The organism is Nodosilinea sp. LEGE 07088 (assembly GCF_015207395.1).
Taxonomy (GTDB): Bacteria; Cyanobacteriota; Cyanobacteriia; order Phormidesmidales; family Phormidesmidaceae; genus Nodosilinea.
This window is the reverse complement of the sequence record NZ_JADEWX010000017.1, coordinates 47,015-64,631: the sequence shown is the minus strand read 5'-3', so window position 1 is coordinate 64,631 and position 17,617 is coordinate 47,015. Positions and strand designations below refer to the sequence as shown.

Below are 17,617 nucleotides of genomic sequence, written 5' to 3'. Positions count from 1 at the left end.
CCGCTGCCCGGTTGAACCGGCCTACGCCCTCCTTACTTCCTCAGGCTGAACCCGAGCAGGACGCCCCGCTGGTAGATCACCCTGAACCGCTTTGCCTAGCTTAAAACGCTCGCTGAGGGACGGTTACTCGCTGCCCTTTGTTTATTTTTGAACCATCCGAACCATAAACAGGAGCTTCTGTACGAACAATTCTTCCAGTGTCCCAATTTATATCAACCTGTGAACCATCCGGATGTCTAAATTTCTGCCATCCCCCTGCTGAAGGTACCGGGCTACTAGGTTGGAAGCCAGTGTCATTAAGAATGTCTCTTACCTGCTGCCCAGGAAGCCCATTCATGTCTGGCAATCCTGCACCTGTACCGTGGCCCTGCGTTTCAAAAAATGGCTGAAACAGCCAGTCGGGAACGTCACCCGGTACCGGGACAACGTCATCAACATCAGGCCGTGGTCCCTCTCCAAACCCACCGGGAGACAAATCACCGACATCCATAGGAGGGGGCTGCAAGATGTCGTCCCCGCTGATGGGGGGCAGTGGCGGGTTGTTCCAGATGGGGCGGTTGGGATCTAGATCTGGACTGTAGCCACCTGTGACCGTCGCAAGACACTGCTGAAAGAAGTTCTCAGCGTCATCAGCAAGAGCTCGATAATCATCGGGCGTTAAACGGGTCTCCTCCGGTTGCAGCGCGTAGTAGGCTGCGAGAACCCCTACCCCGAATGCGGCAATCCCTATAACCCCTGCGGCAGTGGCAGTTATCACAAGTTCACCACTGGGATCTGCATAGTTAGTCGGGCTATTGAAGACGTAGCGATAGAGGTTAGCATCCCCCGCTCCAAACCCTAGCGGGTCTTCTGAGAGGAACCGTCCCACCGCCGGGTCGTAGTACCGCGCCCGGTAGTACATCAACCCCGTCGCTTCATCCCGCTCCCGCCCCGTGTAGCCAAAGCGGAAATCGAAGGCAGGATTGGTCTCGCTCGTGACCCGCCCAAAGCTGTCGTAGACAAGGCGGTTAAGAGTCGCGCCGCTGTTGTCGATGATGTCGCGCACGCTGCCCTGATGGTCAGTGAGTGCCCAGTGGACATCCCCGTTTGCTGTTTCTTCCGCCAGAATCTGGTCGATGCCGAGGCCGTGCAGGTAGCGATGGGTTTGGTTACCCGCCTCATCAAACACCAGGGCGATGTGGTCGCCGTCGTAAACAAAGTACTCAGCCGTCGCGGCGATTGGGCCATCGCCATCGGGGTCAACGGACTGGCTGAGGCGGCGGTCGAAGGCGTCGTAGGTATAGGTGACGCGCTGAGTCACGGTCGTGCCATCGCCCTCATTGACGGCGACTAGCCGCTGGCGATGATCCCACTCATAGGTGGTCACGGCGCTATCACTGATGCGCGTCCGCCGCGTGCGGTTGCCCTCGTTGTCATACTCGTAGGTAAACACTCCATCCGAGGTGAGCTGGTTGTTGGCGGTGGTCTGATAGCCCGCATTGGTGCGGTTGCCGTTGGCATCGTAGGTGTAGGCCTCGTTGCTCTGGGCCGTATAGTCGGCCCCCGTCAGCTGGTCGCGGGCGTCGTAGGTGTAAGTCGCCGTGCCGTCGGGCGAGACGAGGCTGGTGAGGCGATTGGCGGCATCGTAGCTGAGCTGGTAGTCGGCAATCGGCGCGGCTGCCGTAGCGTGGGTGATCTGCGTCAGCCGCCCGCTGCTGTCGTAGCTGTAGCTGGTGCTGGCGACGGGCGTGGTGCCGTCGGCCCCGACAAACCGCGATAGCGAAGTCAGCTCACTGGCCACGTTGTAGCCCATCTCCACCCGCTTGGGCTGCACCGCTGTGCCCCCCTGCTGGATCTGCGTCATCCGGTCTAGCGCATCGTAGGTATAGTCCGTCGTGCCGCTGAGGGTACCGGCAATCGTATCGGTGGTCTGGATCCGATTATCGACGGCATCGTAGGCGTGGTCAAACACCACCTGGGGCACCACTGGCGCGGTGACGACGGTCTCTGAGGTTAGCCGGTCTAGCGCGTCGAAGCTGTAGGTGTTGCTGCTCAACACCGTGCTGCTGGCGTCGGTATCCTGCACCTGACTCAGCCGCCCCAGGGCATCAAAGCCGTAGGACAAGGTGCGCTGCACTGCATCGGCTGCGCCCAGCCACTGCTCGCTACTGCAGCGGTCGAGATTGTCGTAGGTAAACTGCCGCGATCGCCCGTTGCGATCGCTCGTCCGAGTCAGGTTATCCATCGCGTCGTAGCCGTAGGTGCGGCTAAAGCCCAGGGCGTTGGTATCCTGGGTCAGCCGGTTTAGCCCGTCGTAGGCGTAGGTCGTCTGGTTGTTCAGCGGGTCCGTCACCGAGAGCAGATTATCCACCGCGTCGTAGCCATACTGGGTGGCTTGGTTCAGCGGGTCAATAATGGCAATCTGGCGGTTAAGCGCATCGTAATAAATAGGACAGGCTATTCACAACAGTAAATTTTCTAGCGCTCAGAAGATAAACACATCCCAGACGGACTTGAAACCCGTTTATCTAAATCTTGATAGTTTAGATTTTATCTATCAAGATAAACATTTCCCAAAAGAAAAATACCGAGATGATTAGTAAAGGCAATCACCCCTATCAGCCTTGGATCTGAGATACTCTATGCATCTAGATTTCTTTGCCCTAAGGCAGGTATCACAATGCCCACACTATCCGTGATGATGTGGGCAATAATGCAGGGAATTAGATCCCCTGTCCATAAATAAAACAAAGTGAGTAGGCCGCCTGAAATCACAGTTGTAACAGCAGGTTGCCAGCCCCACAGCGGTATGTGGGCTAAGCCGAAGGCAGCGAGTGCCAGTATACTACCCGTCCAGTAACTTCCGGCAAATTCTGATAGCCGCTCAGTGGCGTAACCTCGGTATAGAATTTCTTCGGTGATTCCACCTATTATGACAGCTAAAATAAGGTACCAAATAGGCAGCTGGGTTAGTTTCGATAAGCCACCTTCAAAGTCTGTAAAATTAAGTTGACGTATCGCCCACATCAAACCCGGCGAGTAGATAAAGATTAAGATGCCAGCAAATGCTAAGCCCCATACCATCGACTGCCAACGCAGAGGTTGTAAGCCAATCGAGGAGAGAGGTTGGTTTTCCTTAAACAAAACTATCCCCAAAACTCCCAGGGCCATTTCATTCTCAAGGGAGCCTAAAGATGCTAGAGTTTCAGGCTAGTTCCAATGGTTCTAGCGTTTATGCGTCTGCCCCCTCCCGCCCCCCCTGCTGTTCTTGACTCACGGCCTGAGTCTGCTGTAGAACGGATCGAGATTCTCGAAGCCTTCGTTGACCTGCCCGATGTCCGCCGGGCCGCTGGCAAGCGCCATCAAATGGCCCTATGCCTAGCGCTCTTTACCCTGGCGGTGACCGCCGGTAATCGGGGGTTTATAGCCATTGGCGACTGGCTTAAAAGCTATCGTAGCGAACTGATTGCCCTCTTTAACCCGCCCAAACAGCGCCTCCCGTCCTACAGCACCATTCGCCGTGTGCTCCTCAAACTGGATTATTCGGACTATTCAGCGGCCTTAGCCCGCTTCTTTGGCATTGAGCCCTTACCCGGCGAGACCCTAGCGGTCGATGGCAAAGTCTTACGCGGGTCGTATCAACTTGAGACCGACAATCCTGACTCTCCCCCTCATCCCGCCATTCTGTTGGTCAGTGCCTATCTGGTGGAGCGGGGTCTAATTCTGGAGCCCTATCCGGTAGACCGCAAAACCAACGAAATCAAAGCGTTGCCAGCGTTTATCGAGCAACTGGCGCTCAAGGGGGTGGTGATTGCCTTTGATGCGATTAGCACCCAAAAAAACCTGTCAGCTCATCATTGACACCGACAATCATTACTTGGGTGCCCTCAAAGGCAATCAGGGCAACTTGCACAAAAGCGTTCAGGCCAACTTTACCGCTGAGACCAGCTACACCGAGATCAGTAAAGGGCATGGGCGACTGGAAAAACGGGTCGTCAGCCTTTGCACAACCCTCGACAACATCAAGCCCTGGCCGGGGCTGAAAACCCTGGTGCGCGTAGAGAGTGAGCGCCAATTCAAGTATGGCGGACAACTGCGCCGAGAAACCGAGACCCGCTACTATGTCGCCTCGTTTTTAGAATCAGCGGACTCTTTTGCTCGGCGCATTCGAGGCTATTGGGGCGTCGAAAACAAGGTACACCATGTTCGCGATGTGACCCAGGGCGAAGATGCTTCGCGTATCCGCATGCACCAGTTGCCGCAAATCTTCGCCGTCGCTCGGAACTTCGCGCTCAACCTCTATCGCTCCAATGAGTTCTCCAACATGGCTCAGGCTGAACGACTCTGCAAATTTGGCCTAGATACCCTCAAGGCCATTTTTAGAATGAAATAGCCCTGGTCGTCACAGAGGGTGCAGGCAATGGTGTGGTGACTGATATGGGCTCGTTACTAAGTTTCGGATTTGTTGACCCGGAGGGAAGCTGCCACGAAGTGGTCTGGGTGAAGCCGGGCGTCCCTGCCAGAGCCCTTTTGAAGCGAGCCGACTGGGCAACGGTAGAGATAGACTGACGCGCCACCTAACAATGGAACGCAGCGGACGTGCATCCAGCGTGCCTCTTATCATCCAAGAGCGATCGCATTCTCCGCTGTATGTTGGGTTGAGCTGGCGGGGACATCTCTAAAGGAGGTAAGGAAAGGAGGTAAGGTCACACTGACTTCTAGTTCAGAGTCCTTTTCCTTTGGAGTAAACTACTCGCACGACTTCAGGAACCCAACCGTGCGTACTGTTCCCCACCAGGAAGCCCTAACTATAGAGTTTAAGAGCGATCAGAAGCCTTTGCCTGATCGCGATCTGGTTGCCACGGTGGTCTGTTTAGCCAATACCGAGGGGGGTGTACTGTTCGGCTTTGCCCATCCCAGAAGCTAGCCTGGATGCCTTTGATCCTTTGGAGTAAGAACGTTTGCGGCAAATGGTCGAGCGCTATCGAGGTGATACATCGCTGTTAGCCCTAACCGATGAGGAGCTGGAAGGCGCTCTGGGCATGACTCGCACTTATGAAGGTAGAAAGGTACTAACCGTTACTGGCTTACTGGTGCTGGGCCGAGAAAGTGCCTTGCGAGAGCATCTACCTACCCACGAAGTTGCTTTTCAGGTACGGGAAGCGAACCAACAAATTCGCGTCAACGACTTTTATCGTTTTCCCCTGCTGAAAACCTTTGAACGCCTCTCCACCTTGTTTGAGGCTCGTTTAGAAGAAGACGAAATTCAACGGGGGCTTTTTCGAGTCCCCATTCCTAACTACGATCCCCGTACTTTCCGTGAAGCTGCCGTCAATACTTTAATTCACCGCGACTACACCAAACTGGGCACAGTTTTTATCCGCATGGAGGTAGATGGTCTCTCGATCAGAAACCCTGGCGGCTTTGTAGAAGGCGTCACTATCGACAATCTGTTAGTCGTGCAGCCAAAGCCTCGCAACCCGGCCCTCGCAGATGCTATCAAACGCATTGGCCTTGCCGAGCGGACGGGACGAGGGGTAGATCTGATCTTTCAGGGGCTGCTTCGCTATGGACGCCCCGCCCCCGATTACACCGGCAGCGACACCTCAACCGTTAAGGTTGTTCTGAGCTGCACCGAAGCCAATATCCCTAGCTACATGGTCAAGGTAGAGGTGCCTATTACACAATCGCGTAAAAAACGCGTAAGCTCCAGCTTGAAAACGCGTAAAACACATTTTGTTCGTTAAATTCGATTGCTGCTCCCACAATGTTGGTGTAGTGGGCTTGAGCTAGTCACACTTGGCAGATTGAGCAGGCTACTTCCAACCGGCCAATGCGTTGAGTCAGTTATAGGGTGGGTCAATAAACACGCACTTCACCTTGCCTGCAAACTCAGCTTCCAATGCCTTTAGCGCCAGCAGGTTATCGCCAAAAATCAGGCGGTTGTCAAACAGGTCATTCTCTGTGACCCGGTGTGTGGCATGGTAAGACTTCTCTGGGTCTTCCAGCAAAATGCGCGGTTCTAGCTGGGGCCGATGCTCCTTGCCAATCCAGGCGAGTTCTAGTTTTTGCTTCGGGGCCATGGGTGTCTATCCGTCTCAGTCTTCGGCTAACAGAGAGTTAATTGCTTGTAGTAAATCTGGAATGCTAGATTGCAGCGTTAGCCACACCCGCTCTACATCGACCCCTTCATAATCATGGATCAGCTTATCGCGCATTCCGGCCATAGCTGCCCAGGGGATATTTGGATGCTGGCTTCGTAGCTCCGACGAAAGGCGCTTAACGGCTTCTCCCAAAATTGCGATCTGATACAACACCGCTGACTGGGTTTTAAAGTCAACTACAAACGTCTCCCAAGACATATTTTCGGCAAATGACTGAGCACGTTGAGCCGCTTGTGCAATGTCTAAAAGCGAGGCCTGATCACGCTAATTCATAAGCCTTGACCCTGGGGTAAAGCACTTGGGCAGAGCTTAAAATCTCTGCACGGCGAATAGGGTTTTGGCTTTTTTCAATCACCCGCCGCTCCACCAGATCTACCTCCCGACCTGCTAAGCTTGCCAATTCCTGCTCCATCGTCACCAGGTCGAGAATCGTCCATGGTGCATTAGGTGCAAACGTCACCAGCACGTCCAGATCGCTATCAGCCCGAAAATCATCCCGCAACACAGAACCAAACAGCGACAGTTCTATCACCTGCCACTGCCGACAAAACTGATCTAGTACATCTTCAGAAAGTGTACCTAGTCTCCTTTGCATCAGCCCAGGCGCTCCCATCGGCCAACTCCAGTCTGTAGGGTGGGCACTGCCCACAATGATCTCCCACCATCCCAAAACCCGCTCCCCACAAACCTTAAACCATTCTGCATTGGTTCGTCCCTGGCGCGCCACCAAATCTGTTGACTTGCCGCTCAACCGCTTGTTCAGCTGGGCTCAGCAGCGTGGGCAATCCCTTGCCCTGAGGAGTTCCTGAGATACCCATGGCGGTCATCTTGCGGCCTATTTCGGTATGGGAAACCCCACAGACCTCGGCAAACTTGCGAATTGATAGTGGTTGACGTTCCACGCCTTTGTTGGACTTGCTTCTGCCTTTGGCGTACATGTTGTGACCTCATAAGGTAATACATGCACTCAAAAAGTACTACTTTTGTCGAATTAGTGCCACCAGGTACCACGATTTTTACCCCAATTTTACCCCAATAGCCTGTCTAAACATGGCCAAACATGCCCAAAACAGAGACGGCGAGGGAAACACCGAAGTGCTGCACTCGCCGTCGGTCAGGGCTTCTGGGGGCTGAATCTAGCGGTTTACCGTAAAGGCGACAGGCGGATTCGAACCGCCGAATGGAGGTTTTGCAGACCTCTGCCTTACCACTTGGCTATGTCGCCATCTTTTTAGCTTATGAGTATAGCAAACTCAGGGGCGCGACACAGCCCACAGACAAGTTAAGCGGGGCTAGTACTCTGAGGCGGAAATGACCCAGCTATTTACTCACGCGGAAACCCTTATGAGACCTGGAATTCCCGTTCTGCCTTCTGCCTTCTTACTTCTGCCTTTCGGTATTAGCCCCAGGCTGACGAAACCGATAAATATCTTCCAGCGTGGTGACCCATCCGCTGACCAGAGACGCCAATAACGCATCGCCCTTTTCGAGGGTCGCCAGGGTGGGGTCACCCAACACGCCGCTGGCGCTGAGATCGCGCGTTACCCAGGCAAAGGGTAGCGCCCCCTCCATCGTCAGCCAGCTCTCGGTCGGCAGCCCCTGGGGGAACTCCGTCGCCGCACGATCCATCCGCACCTGGTCGGGCAGAATTGAGAGCATCAAGCTGGTTTCAGCATCGCCGGCGTGAATGCCCAACTCTAATTCTTTAGGTGTTAGTACTTCACCAGCGCAGTTGGGTACCGCCCAGAGAAACAGCGGAAACACCATTAAATCGTTGTGGGCCTGATGTAGGTCGCGGGCGGCAATCTCCAGCACCTGGGGCTGGCCGCCGTGGGCGTTAAGCAGCACCAGTTTGCGAAAACCGGCCCGGTAGAGGCTTTCGGCTACATCATGAATCACCCGCAGCAGCGTCTCAGCTGAGAGGGTGATGGTGCCGGGGAAGTGCCAATGCTCGTTAGATTTGCCGTAGTAAAGGGGGGGCAGGCTGTATACCGGCACCGATGCATCTAATTGCGCTAACGCCTGACCGAGCACCGCTGTACAAATGGCGCTATCTACCACCAGCGGCAGGTGTGGGCCATGCTGCTCGATCGCTCCCATGGGCTGCACAATCACCACCTGATCGCGATCGTCCATAGCCTCAATATCGGTCCAGGTCAGGTAAGGGAAATAGCGATGGGCTGGGATAGGGCTATGCATAGAGAATCATCGGTAAAGGAGCAGGGCAATCACCCAAGTCTAAATGCCAAGAATTCCTCACAGAGGAGACTTGACATTTAAAGGGCAAACAGTAACAATGAATACAGAAACAAATCGTTCATCTCTCTATGAGAGACGGAAGTAGAGCTTAGCTCGAAGGAACGCGCCTCTGTTTATACACCTTCACTCATTAAGGAGAGGCGAAAGATGTCCTTGAAGTATCGTGGTATCGATTACGAATTGGCTACCCCTCAGGTAGCTGTATCTGAAGAAGTTATTGGTCGCTATCGCGGCGCTGTGGCTACTCGTCACGTCGCCAAACAGGCCAAAGCCCAGCATCCCCAGGGTCTCAAGTACCGGGGTGCTGTGGTTCGATAGATGTTGATCTTGCCCGGTTAGGCTAGGCGATGGCTCCAGCTACTAGAGTAATAACGGCTGGGGCTATCGTTCTAAATATTTTACTGGGCGTAGATTGTCGGCAGGAGTTACCTGAATCATTATTTCGCATCGTCATTTTGAGGGCACTCCTACGGGGGTGCTTTTTTGTGCGATAGGCTAGGAGCATACAAAAGTGCAATAAATAATTAGGGGCAGGGCAAAGGTTGGTTATTGGGTTCTTCCTGTTGGGAGTAGTCACAGGCGCGCTGATGATGATCTATCAACAGCGCCAACAGCGGCATCGCGAGTATCGACTCATCACCACGCTCAAGGCGACCGATTGGTCAACGGCGTTAGGCCAAGTTGAGCAATTGGTAGAGACCCAGCCTCAGCAGCAGCTCAAGCTGCGATCGCTGGGCACCGACCGCGACACCCTAGAGCATATTCTCAAGACGGCTCCCATTGGCTACCTTCAAGTCGATGAAGAAAATCAGCTGGTCTGGTGCAATGCCCAGGCCAATCGGCTGTTGAAGATGAACCAGCCTCTCAACGGTTCAGTACAGCGGCGACGGCTGCTGCTGGAGGTAGCTCGTTCCTACGAGCTCGATGCGTTGATCGAAGAAGCTCGGGAGCGCCAAACCTGTTGTCAGCAAGAATGGATGCTCTATCAAATTTCCCCCGACCCACTGCATCCTAAGGAGGAGCCCACCTATCCGCTGCGGGGATATGCCCTGCCTTTAAACAATGGTGACGTCGGCGTATTTTTAGAAAATCGTCAGGAGGCAGCACTGCTAGTACAACAGCGCGATCGCTGGACTTCCGATGTGGCCCACGAGCTCAAGACTCCGCTCACTTCCATTCGGCTAGTGGCCGAGACGTTACAGCCTCGAGTCGATGAGGCCCAGCGGCGCTGGCTGGATCGGTTAGTCAACGAAACAATTCGCCTGAGCAATCTGGTCGAAGATCTGCTCAATCTCAGCCGTCTCCAAGGCGAGCAGTTTCAGGGGCTTTACCTTAAACCGGTAGATCTGCCCCAGCTGATTCAGCGGGCCTGGATTAGTCTCGAACCCCTGGCCCAGACTAAATGCCTGAGCTTAACTTACGAGGGCCCCCAACAATGCCTGGTCAATCTGGATGAAACCCTATTTCATCGGGTATTGCTCAATTTGATCGACAATGCCATTAAGCACAGCCCTAGTGGTGCTACCGTTTATGCCCGTCTCACCCTGGCTGAGGCAGGCACGACCGCATCCAGGGCTAATGACGACAATGCCGACAAAATTACCCTAGAAGTGATTGATATCGGGCCGGGGTTTAACCCTAGAGACTTGCCCTATATTTTTGATCGCTTCTATCGGGCCGACCCGTCGCGCACCCGCAGCGGCTCCGAAACAGAGCATATTCCCCCGGGCTCTCGGGAAGGCTTGCCAGGGAGTCGTGGATCGGGCCTGGGGCTAGCGATTGTCAGCCAAATTGTCGAAGCCCACAGCGGCACCATCACCGCTGCCAACCACCCTGACCTGGGCGGGGCCTGGCTACGACTCTATCTGCCCATGGCAGTGCTGGTAGAACCGTTTAAAGGGGCGGCCATACTTCCAGACTCTAGATAAAGACGGTAAGAACTTATACTCAGCCACCCGCAATTGCTGGCATAATCGTTATATAGGTTGATGCCGCCTAAATCAATGAGACGGCTGACAGCACGTTGACAGGGATATGGTAGATCGGCTCCAGAAAATTCTTTCTCAATACGGGGTTGCCTCCCGGCGACAGGCCGAGCAACTGATCGCAGCCGGTCAGGTGCAGGTCAATGGCGAGATCGCTCACCTGGGCCAGCGGGCTGACCCGCAGCGCGATCGCATTGAAGTCAATCACCAACTTATTCAAGCTCACCATCGACCTACCCAGCACTACCTGCTGCTGCACAAGCCGTTGGGCATGGTGTCTACCTGTGCCGACCCCGAAGGCAGACAGACAGTATTTAGCGCTCTCCCCGCAGACCTGCACCATGTCGGCATCCATCCCGTCGGTCGGCTCGATGCCTACAGCACCGGAGCACTCCTACTCACCAACGATGGTGATTTTACCTTTCGCCTGACCCATCCCCGCCATGACGTACCCAAAACTTATTGGCTGCGGTTAGAGGGTAACGTTTCGTCTGCCGCTCTGGCGGCGTGGCGTCAAGGCATCCAGCTCGATCAACAACTCACCCGCCCAGCCCAGGTTCGGGTGCTTGCCAGTGGCCCCACGGATACCCAAATCGAGGTCATTCTACAGGAAGGACGCAACCGACAAATCCGCCGGGTGGCCCAAATCCTGGGGTATCGGGTGCTAGACTTACACCGGGTTGCGGTTGGGTCTGTTGGTCTCAGCAATCTTAGGGCAGGGGCTTACAGAGCTTTATCAACGGACGAAATCAAGGCATTATTAGATCAGTCCTCGGTTTCATCCACCCCCTCGGCTGGTCTATCTCGATCATCAGCTAGCCATTCACCGTCTTGAACTAACATCCTCCCTGTATGAAGACTAAAGAGTTGGTTGATCCCAATGTTCTCTACCGAGAGCAACTCCTAGAACTCGGCACCTTGCTGCTGGCCGCCCGCCAGCAGCAAGGTCAAACTCTTGAGGCGATGGCCACCAAGACATTGATTCGTCCCAGTTTACTGGCGGCTATTGAACAGGGCGACCTCGATGGGCTACCCGAGCCTGTCTATATTCGTGGCTTAATTCGTCGCTACGGCGATGCCCTGCATCTCGACGGCGAAACCCTGGCCAGTCAATTTTTCACCCCACGCCGTATCGAACGCCGTTCGTGGCAAGAGTCACCTGCCGCTCAGCTGCGCCCCCTGCATCTCTATGGGGCCTACTTTATGCTGATGCTAACCGCTATCAGTGGGCTATCCTACGTGCTTCGCCAAACAGCCCCAGAGGTCACCATGCTGCCTCCGTTAGCTCCCCTGGGCGAAGTAGAACCCAACCCAGCCACCAGCACTAATGCCCCGCCGCCAGCCTCCGAGCCCGCTGAGCCCCAGGCCCCGATCAAAGTCAAAATGACCCTCACCAGCCAATCCTGGTTGCGCATTACTTCAGATGGCACGACCGAATTTGAAGGTATTTTGCAGCCCGGCGATACCCGCCTGTGGTTGGCCGATCAGGCGCTTACCATCCGGGCAGGCAACGCTGGTGCAGTCATGGTGAGCTACAACGACAATCAGGCTGAAGCCCTGGGTCAACCGGGTATGGTGCGTGAGGTCACCTATTCTTCTCAATCGACCGTCAGCCTAGCCTGGTAGACAAAGCGTTCTGCACAACAATCGGGGCTTCCTCAAAGCCCTACAGACAAGGCAGCCCTTAATCTGAGGGCTGCCTTGTCTGTAGGAGGCGTTAATTAGGCTTCACGACCACGGCTGCTTTCTTTAACGTGAGCCGGGTAATAGGCCGTTCGAGTCTTCCATCTGTTGCAGATCAAAGATAAAGGGCACGCTACTGCCTTCCCCCATGACCAATACCCGCGGCACCTGAGCCCCGCCGTCTTTCCAAGCTTCGATCGCTTCTTTTTGCAGCACTAGCTGACCGCCTTGGGCTTTTAGAGTTTCGGCAATCAGGCGCTGAGCCTCAGCCCGGCCCTTGGCGCGGTTAATCTCAGCCTGGGCCTCTTGCTCAGCCTCCTGAGCAATATAGACGGCACGACGAGCCCGCTGTTCGGCAATTTGCTTATCTTCTACGGCCTTAGCAAAATCCGTCGAGAAGTTTAGGTCTACCACGCTCGTATCCAGTACCAAAATGCCGTACTTTGCCAATCGCGTGGTGAGGGCATCGTCAAAGTCTTGTTTGAGCTCAGCCCGTTGAGTAATCGCCTCTTCAACAGTACGGCGGGCCGCAGCAATCTTAAAAGACTCCTGGGTTTGAGGTGCCACAATCTTAGAGACTAGATTTTCGAGGGTGCCTTGGGTGCGGCGAATGTTGACCACCTCAGTGGGGTCAAGGCGAAAGTTAATGGCAAACCGACCAGACAGATCCTGAAGGTCTTTGGTAGAGCTCTGGGCTGGCACCTCAAACTTTTGTACGGTTACGTCGTATACATCGACATTAGAAACCAGGGGCGGCTTCAGGTGAATGCCCTCTAGCAAAGCACCATCCTGGGATTTACCCAAAATGCTAAGCACCCCAGCCTGGCCGGGATTGATAATTACAAAACTGCTGGTCACCAGGGCCAGGGCTACAATCGCCAAAAAGCTGAGTACCACTGGCGGCCAATTGAGAGTTGAAGATTTCAACAGAAAGTCCTAATCACACTGCTTCTCTACGGTATCGGCTATTGGGTAAAGCTGGGTCGTTCTTCAGCAAGGCTTCGGATCAGGGCTATCCAGTCACAGGTTATTCGGGTAGCCCTGTCACCACGCCACTGCCAGCCGTGACCTCGCCCACCAGGTAAGCCGTCAATTGGTGCTGAGTAAGCCAGCTAAGCGTCTGGTCAACCTCAGCCGATGGCACCACTAGGGCAAAGCCAATGCCCATATTAAACGTGTGGTAGAGGTCGACCTCGGGCACCTGCCCCGCCTCGGCCAGCCAGGTAAAGACCGGCGGTACCGACCAACTGCCGCGATACAGGTGGATATTCTGGGCCGGCCCCAGGCAACGGGGCAAGTTCTCGGGTAGGCCACCGCCTGTAATATGGGCCATCGCGTGGATCGGAACGCCCTCGCGGCGGGCCTTGAGCACCGGATCGACGTAGATTTGCGTGGGCGTCAGCAGGAGTTCTCCTAGGGGTTGGGAACCCAGTGCCGCTATCGTCTCATCCCAGCAGTAGCCAGCCCCACCGTTGGAGCGCTGACCTTCGGCAACGACCTTGCGCACCAGACTAAACCCATTGCTGTGTAGACCGCTGCTGGCCAGCCCAATCACTCGATCGCCCAGCTGCACCTGGCTACCGTCTAATATGTGAGATTTTTCGACTACGCCCACGCAAAAACCAGCCAGGTCGTATTCGCCAGGGCCATAGAAACCAGGCATTTCTGCGGTTTCGCCCCCCAGGAGGGTACAGCCAGCTTGGCGACAGCCCCGAGCAATGCCCTCTACAACTGCGGCTAAATCGACCGGCTCTAATTTACCGGTAGCGAGATAATCGAGGAAAAAGAGGGGCTCGGCCCCACTGGTGAGAATATCGTTGACGCACATGGCGACCAGGTCGATGCCGACGGTATGGTGACGCTGGGTAACCTGGGCAATTTTGAGTTTAGTGCCAACGCCATCGGTGCCCGAAACCAGTACCGGTTCACGGTAGCCCCTAGGGAGTTCACACAGACCGCTAAAGCCGCCCAACCCGCCCAATACCTCAGGGCGCCGAGTGCTGTCTACGAGGGTGCGAATACGTTGGACAAAGTTGCGTCCAGCTTCTACATCTACGCCGGCATCCCGATAGTCCATAACGGGTTCATCCTTAGCTTGGGGGCCAGTCTCTAACCTTAGGCAGGGACAGAGTCTTCGTCAATGGTTTTGGAGGAGAATGCAGAGAATGCGATCGCAGCTTCGAGCATGGTTATTGCCGTCAGATTTTGCATCAAAAGTTACATTTTTTCACTCTGAGATTACCGTTTTTTGGCTTACCCTGCCGACAATGGCATAGCAGATTGATTATTCTTTCATAATTTAGTTGCCTTGACCTATAACTAATTCAAAATTTAGATTCACCCGCATCAGTCTTTGCAAGCCTTATAGACAGACTATCTTAGGCAATTATTAAGGACTCCTCTATCGTTTATTTTGTAACGACGACTTTAAACCCCTAGGTATCCCCGGATTCGCAATACCAGTCGAACGTGCTAAGTTACATTTCGATAAAAATAGAAAACCAATTTGTAACGGGTATGGGATTTAAGGCAATCCAGTGATTGCCTGTTTTGATGCCTTTCCTAAGGTCAAAATTTATCTCCTGCTCTTCGTGTTGATTTCTTTTGGTGTAAATGAAACATTCCCTATTGGGCGGACTGACGGTTGCCGTCACTATGTCCGTTTTTGGAGCACCCTTGCCCAGTACAGCCCAGGAGATTAGCCATAACGACTTGCTCGAGGGCACAGTCGATAGCCAGCCAGCTAATTTTTCATCCCTTACCTTAGAACCTGACACCGATTCATTCGTCGATACCGTTGCTTCAGCCCCAGAGGCCACCACGTCTGAGGTAGTTCCTGCTAACGGCTCCCCTACCCTGACCTTTGCCGAATCAGCTGCTTCTGATGGTTTCCTGGCCGTGACCGATCTCGCCACGGTATATCCCCACGCCCTAGACGACAAGCAGGCTGCAACGGTCTACATTCGCTCTATTCCCGTCATTACTCTCGTAGGGGATGAGCTAGAGACCCTCAGCGCTGGCACTAACCCGGCGGCGGCAGCGCCTGACTACCATGCCCCTGTTAGCCAAGCCAATGAAATTTTGACGGCGCTCCAGACCCTCGCGACCACCCACGATGCTGCGGATATCAAGGCCCGCTGGGATAGCGACAACGACTCCTTTGTGGTGTCTTGGGGGAGTGAGGACATGCTGATCGTCAACGACAAGGTGATGCTGCCCGACACCACTCAAAACCCCGCAGAAGACGTTTTGCAAATTGCCAATCGCCTACGCCGACTTTTGGGCGATGCCCCTCCCCTAGCTCGGGTTGAAGGGCTACCCGAGCCGTCGGTCTCGGCGTCACAGGTAAGTGTTGTGGCATCGACCGTGAGTGGTATGGCCTCTTGGTATGGGCCAGGGTTCCATGGGCGGCGCAGCGCCAGTGGCGAGGTATTCAACCAGAATGCCTTGACAGCAGCTCATCGCACACTGCCGTTTGGTACCCAAGTTCGAGTGACTAACCTTGCTAATGGGCAGTCAGTAGTTGTGCGCATCAATGATCGCGGCCCCTTCGGCCATGGTCGGATCATCGATTTATCGGCGGCGGCGGCATCCAATATTGGCTTAAGGGCCAGCGGTGTTGCTCGGGTCCAGCTTGAGGTACTGTCGTCGCCATAGACTAAGCCCGGCAAGACCGGCGTCGGGATTTGGCAACGGCCCACTAGTCTGGCTTCGCGACCCATGGATGCCTCCATGACAGCCCTCTCTAACCCTCTGGTTGGAGAGGGCTTTTGATCAGAAGGTTGGTCGAGGACAAGGGGCAATGACATTGGCAAACAGACTTAGCCAGATATATTCAATACCTTAAATCTGGTAGGGTATTACCTTTGGAATCAGGTGGCCAGAAGTTCAGCTGTCACACACTCACGCGGCATGAGGTATAAACATTGTGCGAGCACTCAAGACAGTTGAAGGATTAGCGCGCTACTTGGCCCAGGTGCGAGCTCACTCGCCGGGGGAGGAGGCCGCCACGGTAGGCCTGGTAACCACTATGGGTAATCTCCACCAGGGGCACCTGAGCTTGATCGACCGGGCCCGACGAGAAAATGCAGTGGTGGTAGTCAGCATTTTTGTCAACCCACTGCAGTTTGGCCCCCAGGAAGATCTGGCCCGCTACCCCCAGACTCCTGACCACGACTTGCGCCTCTGCGAGCAATGCGCAGTCGATGCCGTATTTATGCCTACCCCGACAACCCTCTATGGCAGCTTAGCTCCCTCAGCTGCAGACCTTACTCAGGTAATGCCACCCAAAGAAATGATGGCGGTGTTATGCGGCCCCTATCGCCCTGGCCACTTTGAAGGCGTCGCTACGGTGGTGACTAAGCTGCTTAATCTGGTTGCTCCCGATCGCGCCTATTTTGGCTACAAAGATGCCCAGCAGTTGGCTATTCTTCGGCGCACTGCCCGCGATCTGAACCTGCCGGGCAAAATTGTAGGCTGCCCCATTGTGCGCGATCGCAACGGCCTAGCCTTGAGCTCGCGCAACGCCTATCTGAGCGCAGATGAACGCCAGCAGGCTACGGCCCTCTACCGAGGGTTGGTGGCTGCCCAAACCCTGTTTAAGGCCGGTGAGCGCCAGAGCCCAGCCTTGATTGAGGCCGTTTACCAGACGCTCGCCCAGGCCCCTGACCTGCGCCCTCAATATATAGAAGTAGTGCATCCTGAGACGCTGCACCCTCTCCAACACATTGACACCCTAGGGATGGTAGCGGTGGCAGCCCACCTGGGCAATACTCGCCTGATCGACAATGTACTGCTGCGCGATCGCCAGCCCATTGTGGCTATCGATGGCCCAGCGGGGGCGGGTAAATCGACCGTGGCCCGTCGAGTGGCCCAACGGCTTAACCTGCTGTACCTCGACAGCGGTGCCATGTACCGGGCGGTGACCTGGCTGGCCCTAGACCAAAACGTTGACCTACACGACGAGGTTGCGATCGCAGAACTGTTGCCAGGTTGTCGTCTCCACCTAGCAGCCTCAGGCGATGACCCAGCCTTTGCCGCCTACCCCAGCCGGATCTGGCTCAACGATCAGGAGGTGACCCAGCTCATTCGTAGCCCAGCGGTGACCGAGCAGGTCTCGCTGGTATCGGCTCAGCCCACCGTGCGCCAGCTGTTGCTCCACCAGCAGCAGCAGTACGGCGCGACCGGCGGCGTGGTGATGGAGGGGCGCGATATTGGCACCGTGGTCTTTCCCCAGGCGGAGCTGAAGATATTTCTCACCGCCTCAGTGGGGGAGCGCGCCCGCCGTCGGCAGCGTGACCTGGCCGCCCAGCAGCAGCCGGTTGCCGACATCCAGGCCCTTGAGCAGGCCATTGACGAGCGCGATCGCAACGACAGCAACCGCCGTGTCTCCCCCCTCCGCAAAGCCGACGATGCCGTTGAGCTGATTACCGACAGTCTGACCATTGCCGATGTGGTTGAAAAAATTGTGGCTCTCTACGAGGAAAGAGTGCAGGGCACAGCAATGGGAGAATGAGTTCAGGATCCTGTCCACCAATTCTGCTCCTC

15 protein-coding genes, 1 tRNA gene, 2 pseudogenes and 1 riboswitch are annotated in these 17,617 nt (G+C 55.1%); of the genes and pseudogenes, 9 read left to right on the top strand and 9 right to left on the bottom strand.

Going from position 1 to position 17,617, the window contains the following annotated elements; translation table 11 throughout:
* Positions 1 to 100: 100 nt before the first annotated feature.
* Both IQ254_RS06840 and IQ254_RS06835 read right to left on the bottom strand, forming a co-directional pair.
* Entirely contained in the window at positions 101 to 2,428 is a 2,328-nt protein-coding gene (locus IQ254_RS06840) for an RHS repeat-associated core domain-containing protein (RefSeq protein WP_313887387.1), read from the bottom strand.
* Positions 2,429 to 2,619: 191 nt separating this feature from the next.
* On the bottom strand, positions 2,620 to 3,150 hold the full coding sequence (locus tag IQ254_RS06835) for a CPBP family intramembrane glutamic endopeptidase (protein ID WP_193965418.1): 531 nt from the start codon (positions 3,148 to 3,150) through the stop codon (positions 2,620 to 2,622).
* Positions 3,151 to 3,198: 48 nt separating this feature from the next.
* On the opposite strand from IQ254_RS06835, the pseudogene IQ254_RS33475 reads away from it, so the two are divergent.
* The 3 genes and pseudogenes from IQ254_RS33475 to IQ254_RS06820 all read left to right on the top strand — a co-directional run bounded on the left by IQ254_RS33475 (position 3,199) and on the right by IQ254_RS06820 (position 5,726).
* Positions 3,199 to 4,372: pseudogene (locus IQ254_RS33475) on the top strand (ISAs1 family transposase).
* Between the two features lie 384 nt (positions 4,373 to 4,756).
* A complete protein-coding gene (locus tag IQ254_RS33060) occupies positions 4,757 to 4,906 on the top strand; it encodes an ATP-binding protein (protein WP_228040279.1) in 150 nt (49 codons plus the stop codon).
* 43 nt (positions 4,907 to 4,949) lie between these two features.
* The gene (locus IQ254_RS06820; RefSeq protein WP_228040277.1) at positions 4,950 to 5,726 is read left to right on the top strand and encodes an ATP-binding protein; all 777 of its coding nucleotides are present in this window, start codon (positions 4,950 to 4,952) and stop codon (positions 5,724 to 5,726) included.
* Between the two features lie 99 nt (positions 5,727 to 5,825).
* Here IQ254_RS06820 and IQ254_RS06815 read toward each other — a convergent pair.
* From IQ254_RS06815 to IQ254_RS06795, 5 genes and pseudogenes are all read right to left on the bottom strand, one after another.
* Positions 5,826 to 6,062, bottom strand: a pseudogene (locus tag IQ254_RS06815) (site-specific DNA-methyltransferase); the annotation flags it as partial.
* Between the two features lie 15 nt (positions 6,063 to 6,077).
* Entirely contained in the window at positions 6,078 to 6,383 is a 306-nt protein-coding gene (locus IQ254_RS06810) for a DUF86 domain-containing protein (protein ID WP_313887386.1), read from the bottom strand.
* A gap of 19 nt (positions 6,384 to 6,402) precedes the next feature.
* Complete coding sequence (locus tag IQ254_RS31360) at positions 6,403 to 6,738, bottom strand: nucleotidyltransferase domain-containing protein (RefSeq protein ID WP_278000305.1); 336 nt, start codon at positions 6,736 to 6,738, stop codon at positions 6,403 to 6,405.
* Positions 6,739 to 7,296: 558 nt separating this feature from the next.
* Positions 7,297 to 7,368: transfer RNA gene (locus IQ254_RS06800), tRNA-Cys, on the bottom strand.
* A gap of 155 nt (positions 7,369 to 7,523) precedes the next feature.
* Positions 7,524 to 8,342 (bottom strand): creatininase family protein, encoded by an 819-nt coding sequence (locus IQ254_RS06795; RefSeq protein ID WP_193965415.1) that lies wholly within the window; start codon positions 8,340 to 8,342, stop codon positions 7,524 to 7,526.
* Between the two features lie 113 nt (positions 8,343 to 8,455).
* Positions 8,456 to 8,510: riboswitch (Glutamine riboswitch) on the top strand.
* Between the two features lie 39 nt (positions 8,511 to 8,549).
* On the opposite strand from IQ254_RS06795, the gene IQ254_RS06790 reads away from it, so the two are divergent.
* The 4 genes from IQ254_RS06790 to IQ254_RS06775 all read left to right on the top strand — a co-directional run bounded on the left by IQ254_RS06790 (position 8,550) and on the right by IQ254_RS06775 (position 12,013).
* Complete coding sequence (locus IQ254_RS06790) at positions 8,550 to 8,720, top strand: DUF4278 domain-containing protein (RefSeq protein WP_193965414.1); 171 nt, start codon at positions 8,550 to 8,552, stop codon at positions 8,718 to 8,720.
* A gap of 269 nt (positions 8,721 to 8,989) precedes the next feature.
* Positions 8,990 to 10,330 carry a cell wall metabolism sensor histidine kinase WalK gene (locus IQ254_RS06785; protein ID WP_228040269.1) on the top strand — a complete coding sequence of 447 codons (1,341 nt, stop codon included), beginning with the start codon at positions 8,990 to 8,992 and terminating at the stop codon, positions 10,328 to 10,330.
* A gap of 106 nt (positions 10,331 to 10,436) precedes the next feature.
* Positions 10,437 to 11,222, top strand: coding sequence for a pseudouridine synthase (locus IQ254_RS06780; RefSeq protein ID WP_193965412.1), 786 nt, complete (start codon positions 10,437 to 10,439; stop codon positions 11,220 to 11,222).
* Between the two features lie 17 nt (positions 11,223 to 11,239).
* Positions 11,240 to 12,013 carry a RodZ domain-containing protein gene (locus IQ254_RS06775; protein WP_193965411.1) on the top strand — a complete coding sequence of 258 codons (774 nt, stop codon included), beginning with the start codon at positions 11,240 to 11,242 and terminating at the stop codon, positions 12,011 to 12,013.
* Positions 12,014 to 12,136: 123 nt separating this feature from the next.
* Here the strand turns inward: IQ254_RS06775 and IQ254_RS06770 are convergent, their stop codons facing one another.
* Entirely contained in the window at positions 12,137 to 12,967 is an 831-nt protein-coding gene (locus IQ254_RS06770) for a prohibitin family protein (protein ID WP_369011293.1), read from the bottom strand.
* Positions 12,968 to 13,097: 130 nt separating this feature from the next.
* Positions 13,098 to 14,147, bottom strand: coding sequence for a phosphoribosylformylglycinamidine cyclo-ligase (gene purM / locus IQ254_RS06765; protein WP_193965410.1), 1,050 nt, complete (start codon positions 14,145 to 14,147; stop codon positions 13,098 to 13,100).
* Positions 14,148 to 14,725: 578 nt separating this feature from the next.
* Between purM and IQ254_RS06760 the strand changes: the two genes are divergently transcribed.
* Positions 14,726 to 15,727, top strand: coding sequence for a septal ring lytic transglycosylase RlpA family protein (locus IQ254_RS06760; RefSeq protein ID WP_228040266.1), 1,002 nt, complete (start codon positions 14,726 to 14,728; stop codon positions 15,725 to 15,727).
* Between the two features lie 271 nt (positions 15,728 to 15,998).
* The gene (locus IQ254_RS06755; RefSeq protein WP_193965408.1) at positions 15,999 to 17,585 is read left to right on the top strand and encodes a bifunctional pantoate--beta-alanine ligase/(d)CMP kinase; all 1,587 of its coding nucleotides are present in this window, start codon (positions 15,999 to 16,001) and stop codon (positions 17,583 to 17,585) included.
* Positions 17,586 to 17,617: the final 32 nt, after the last annotated feature.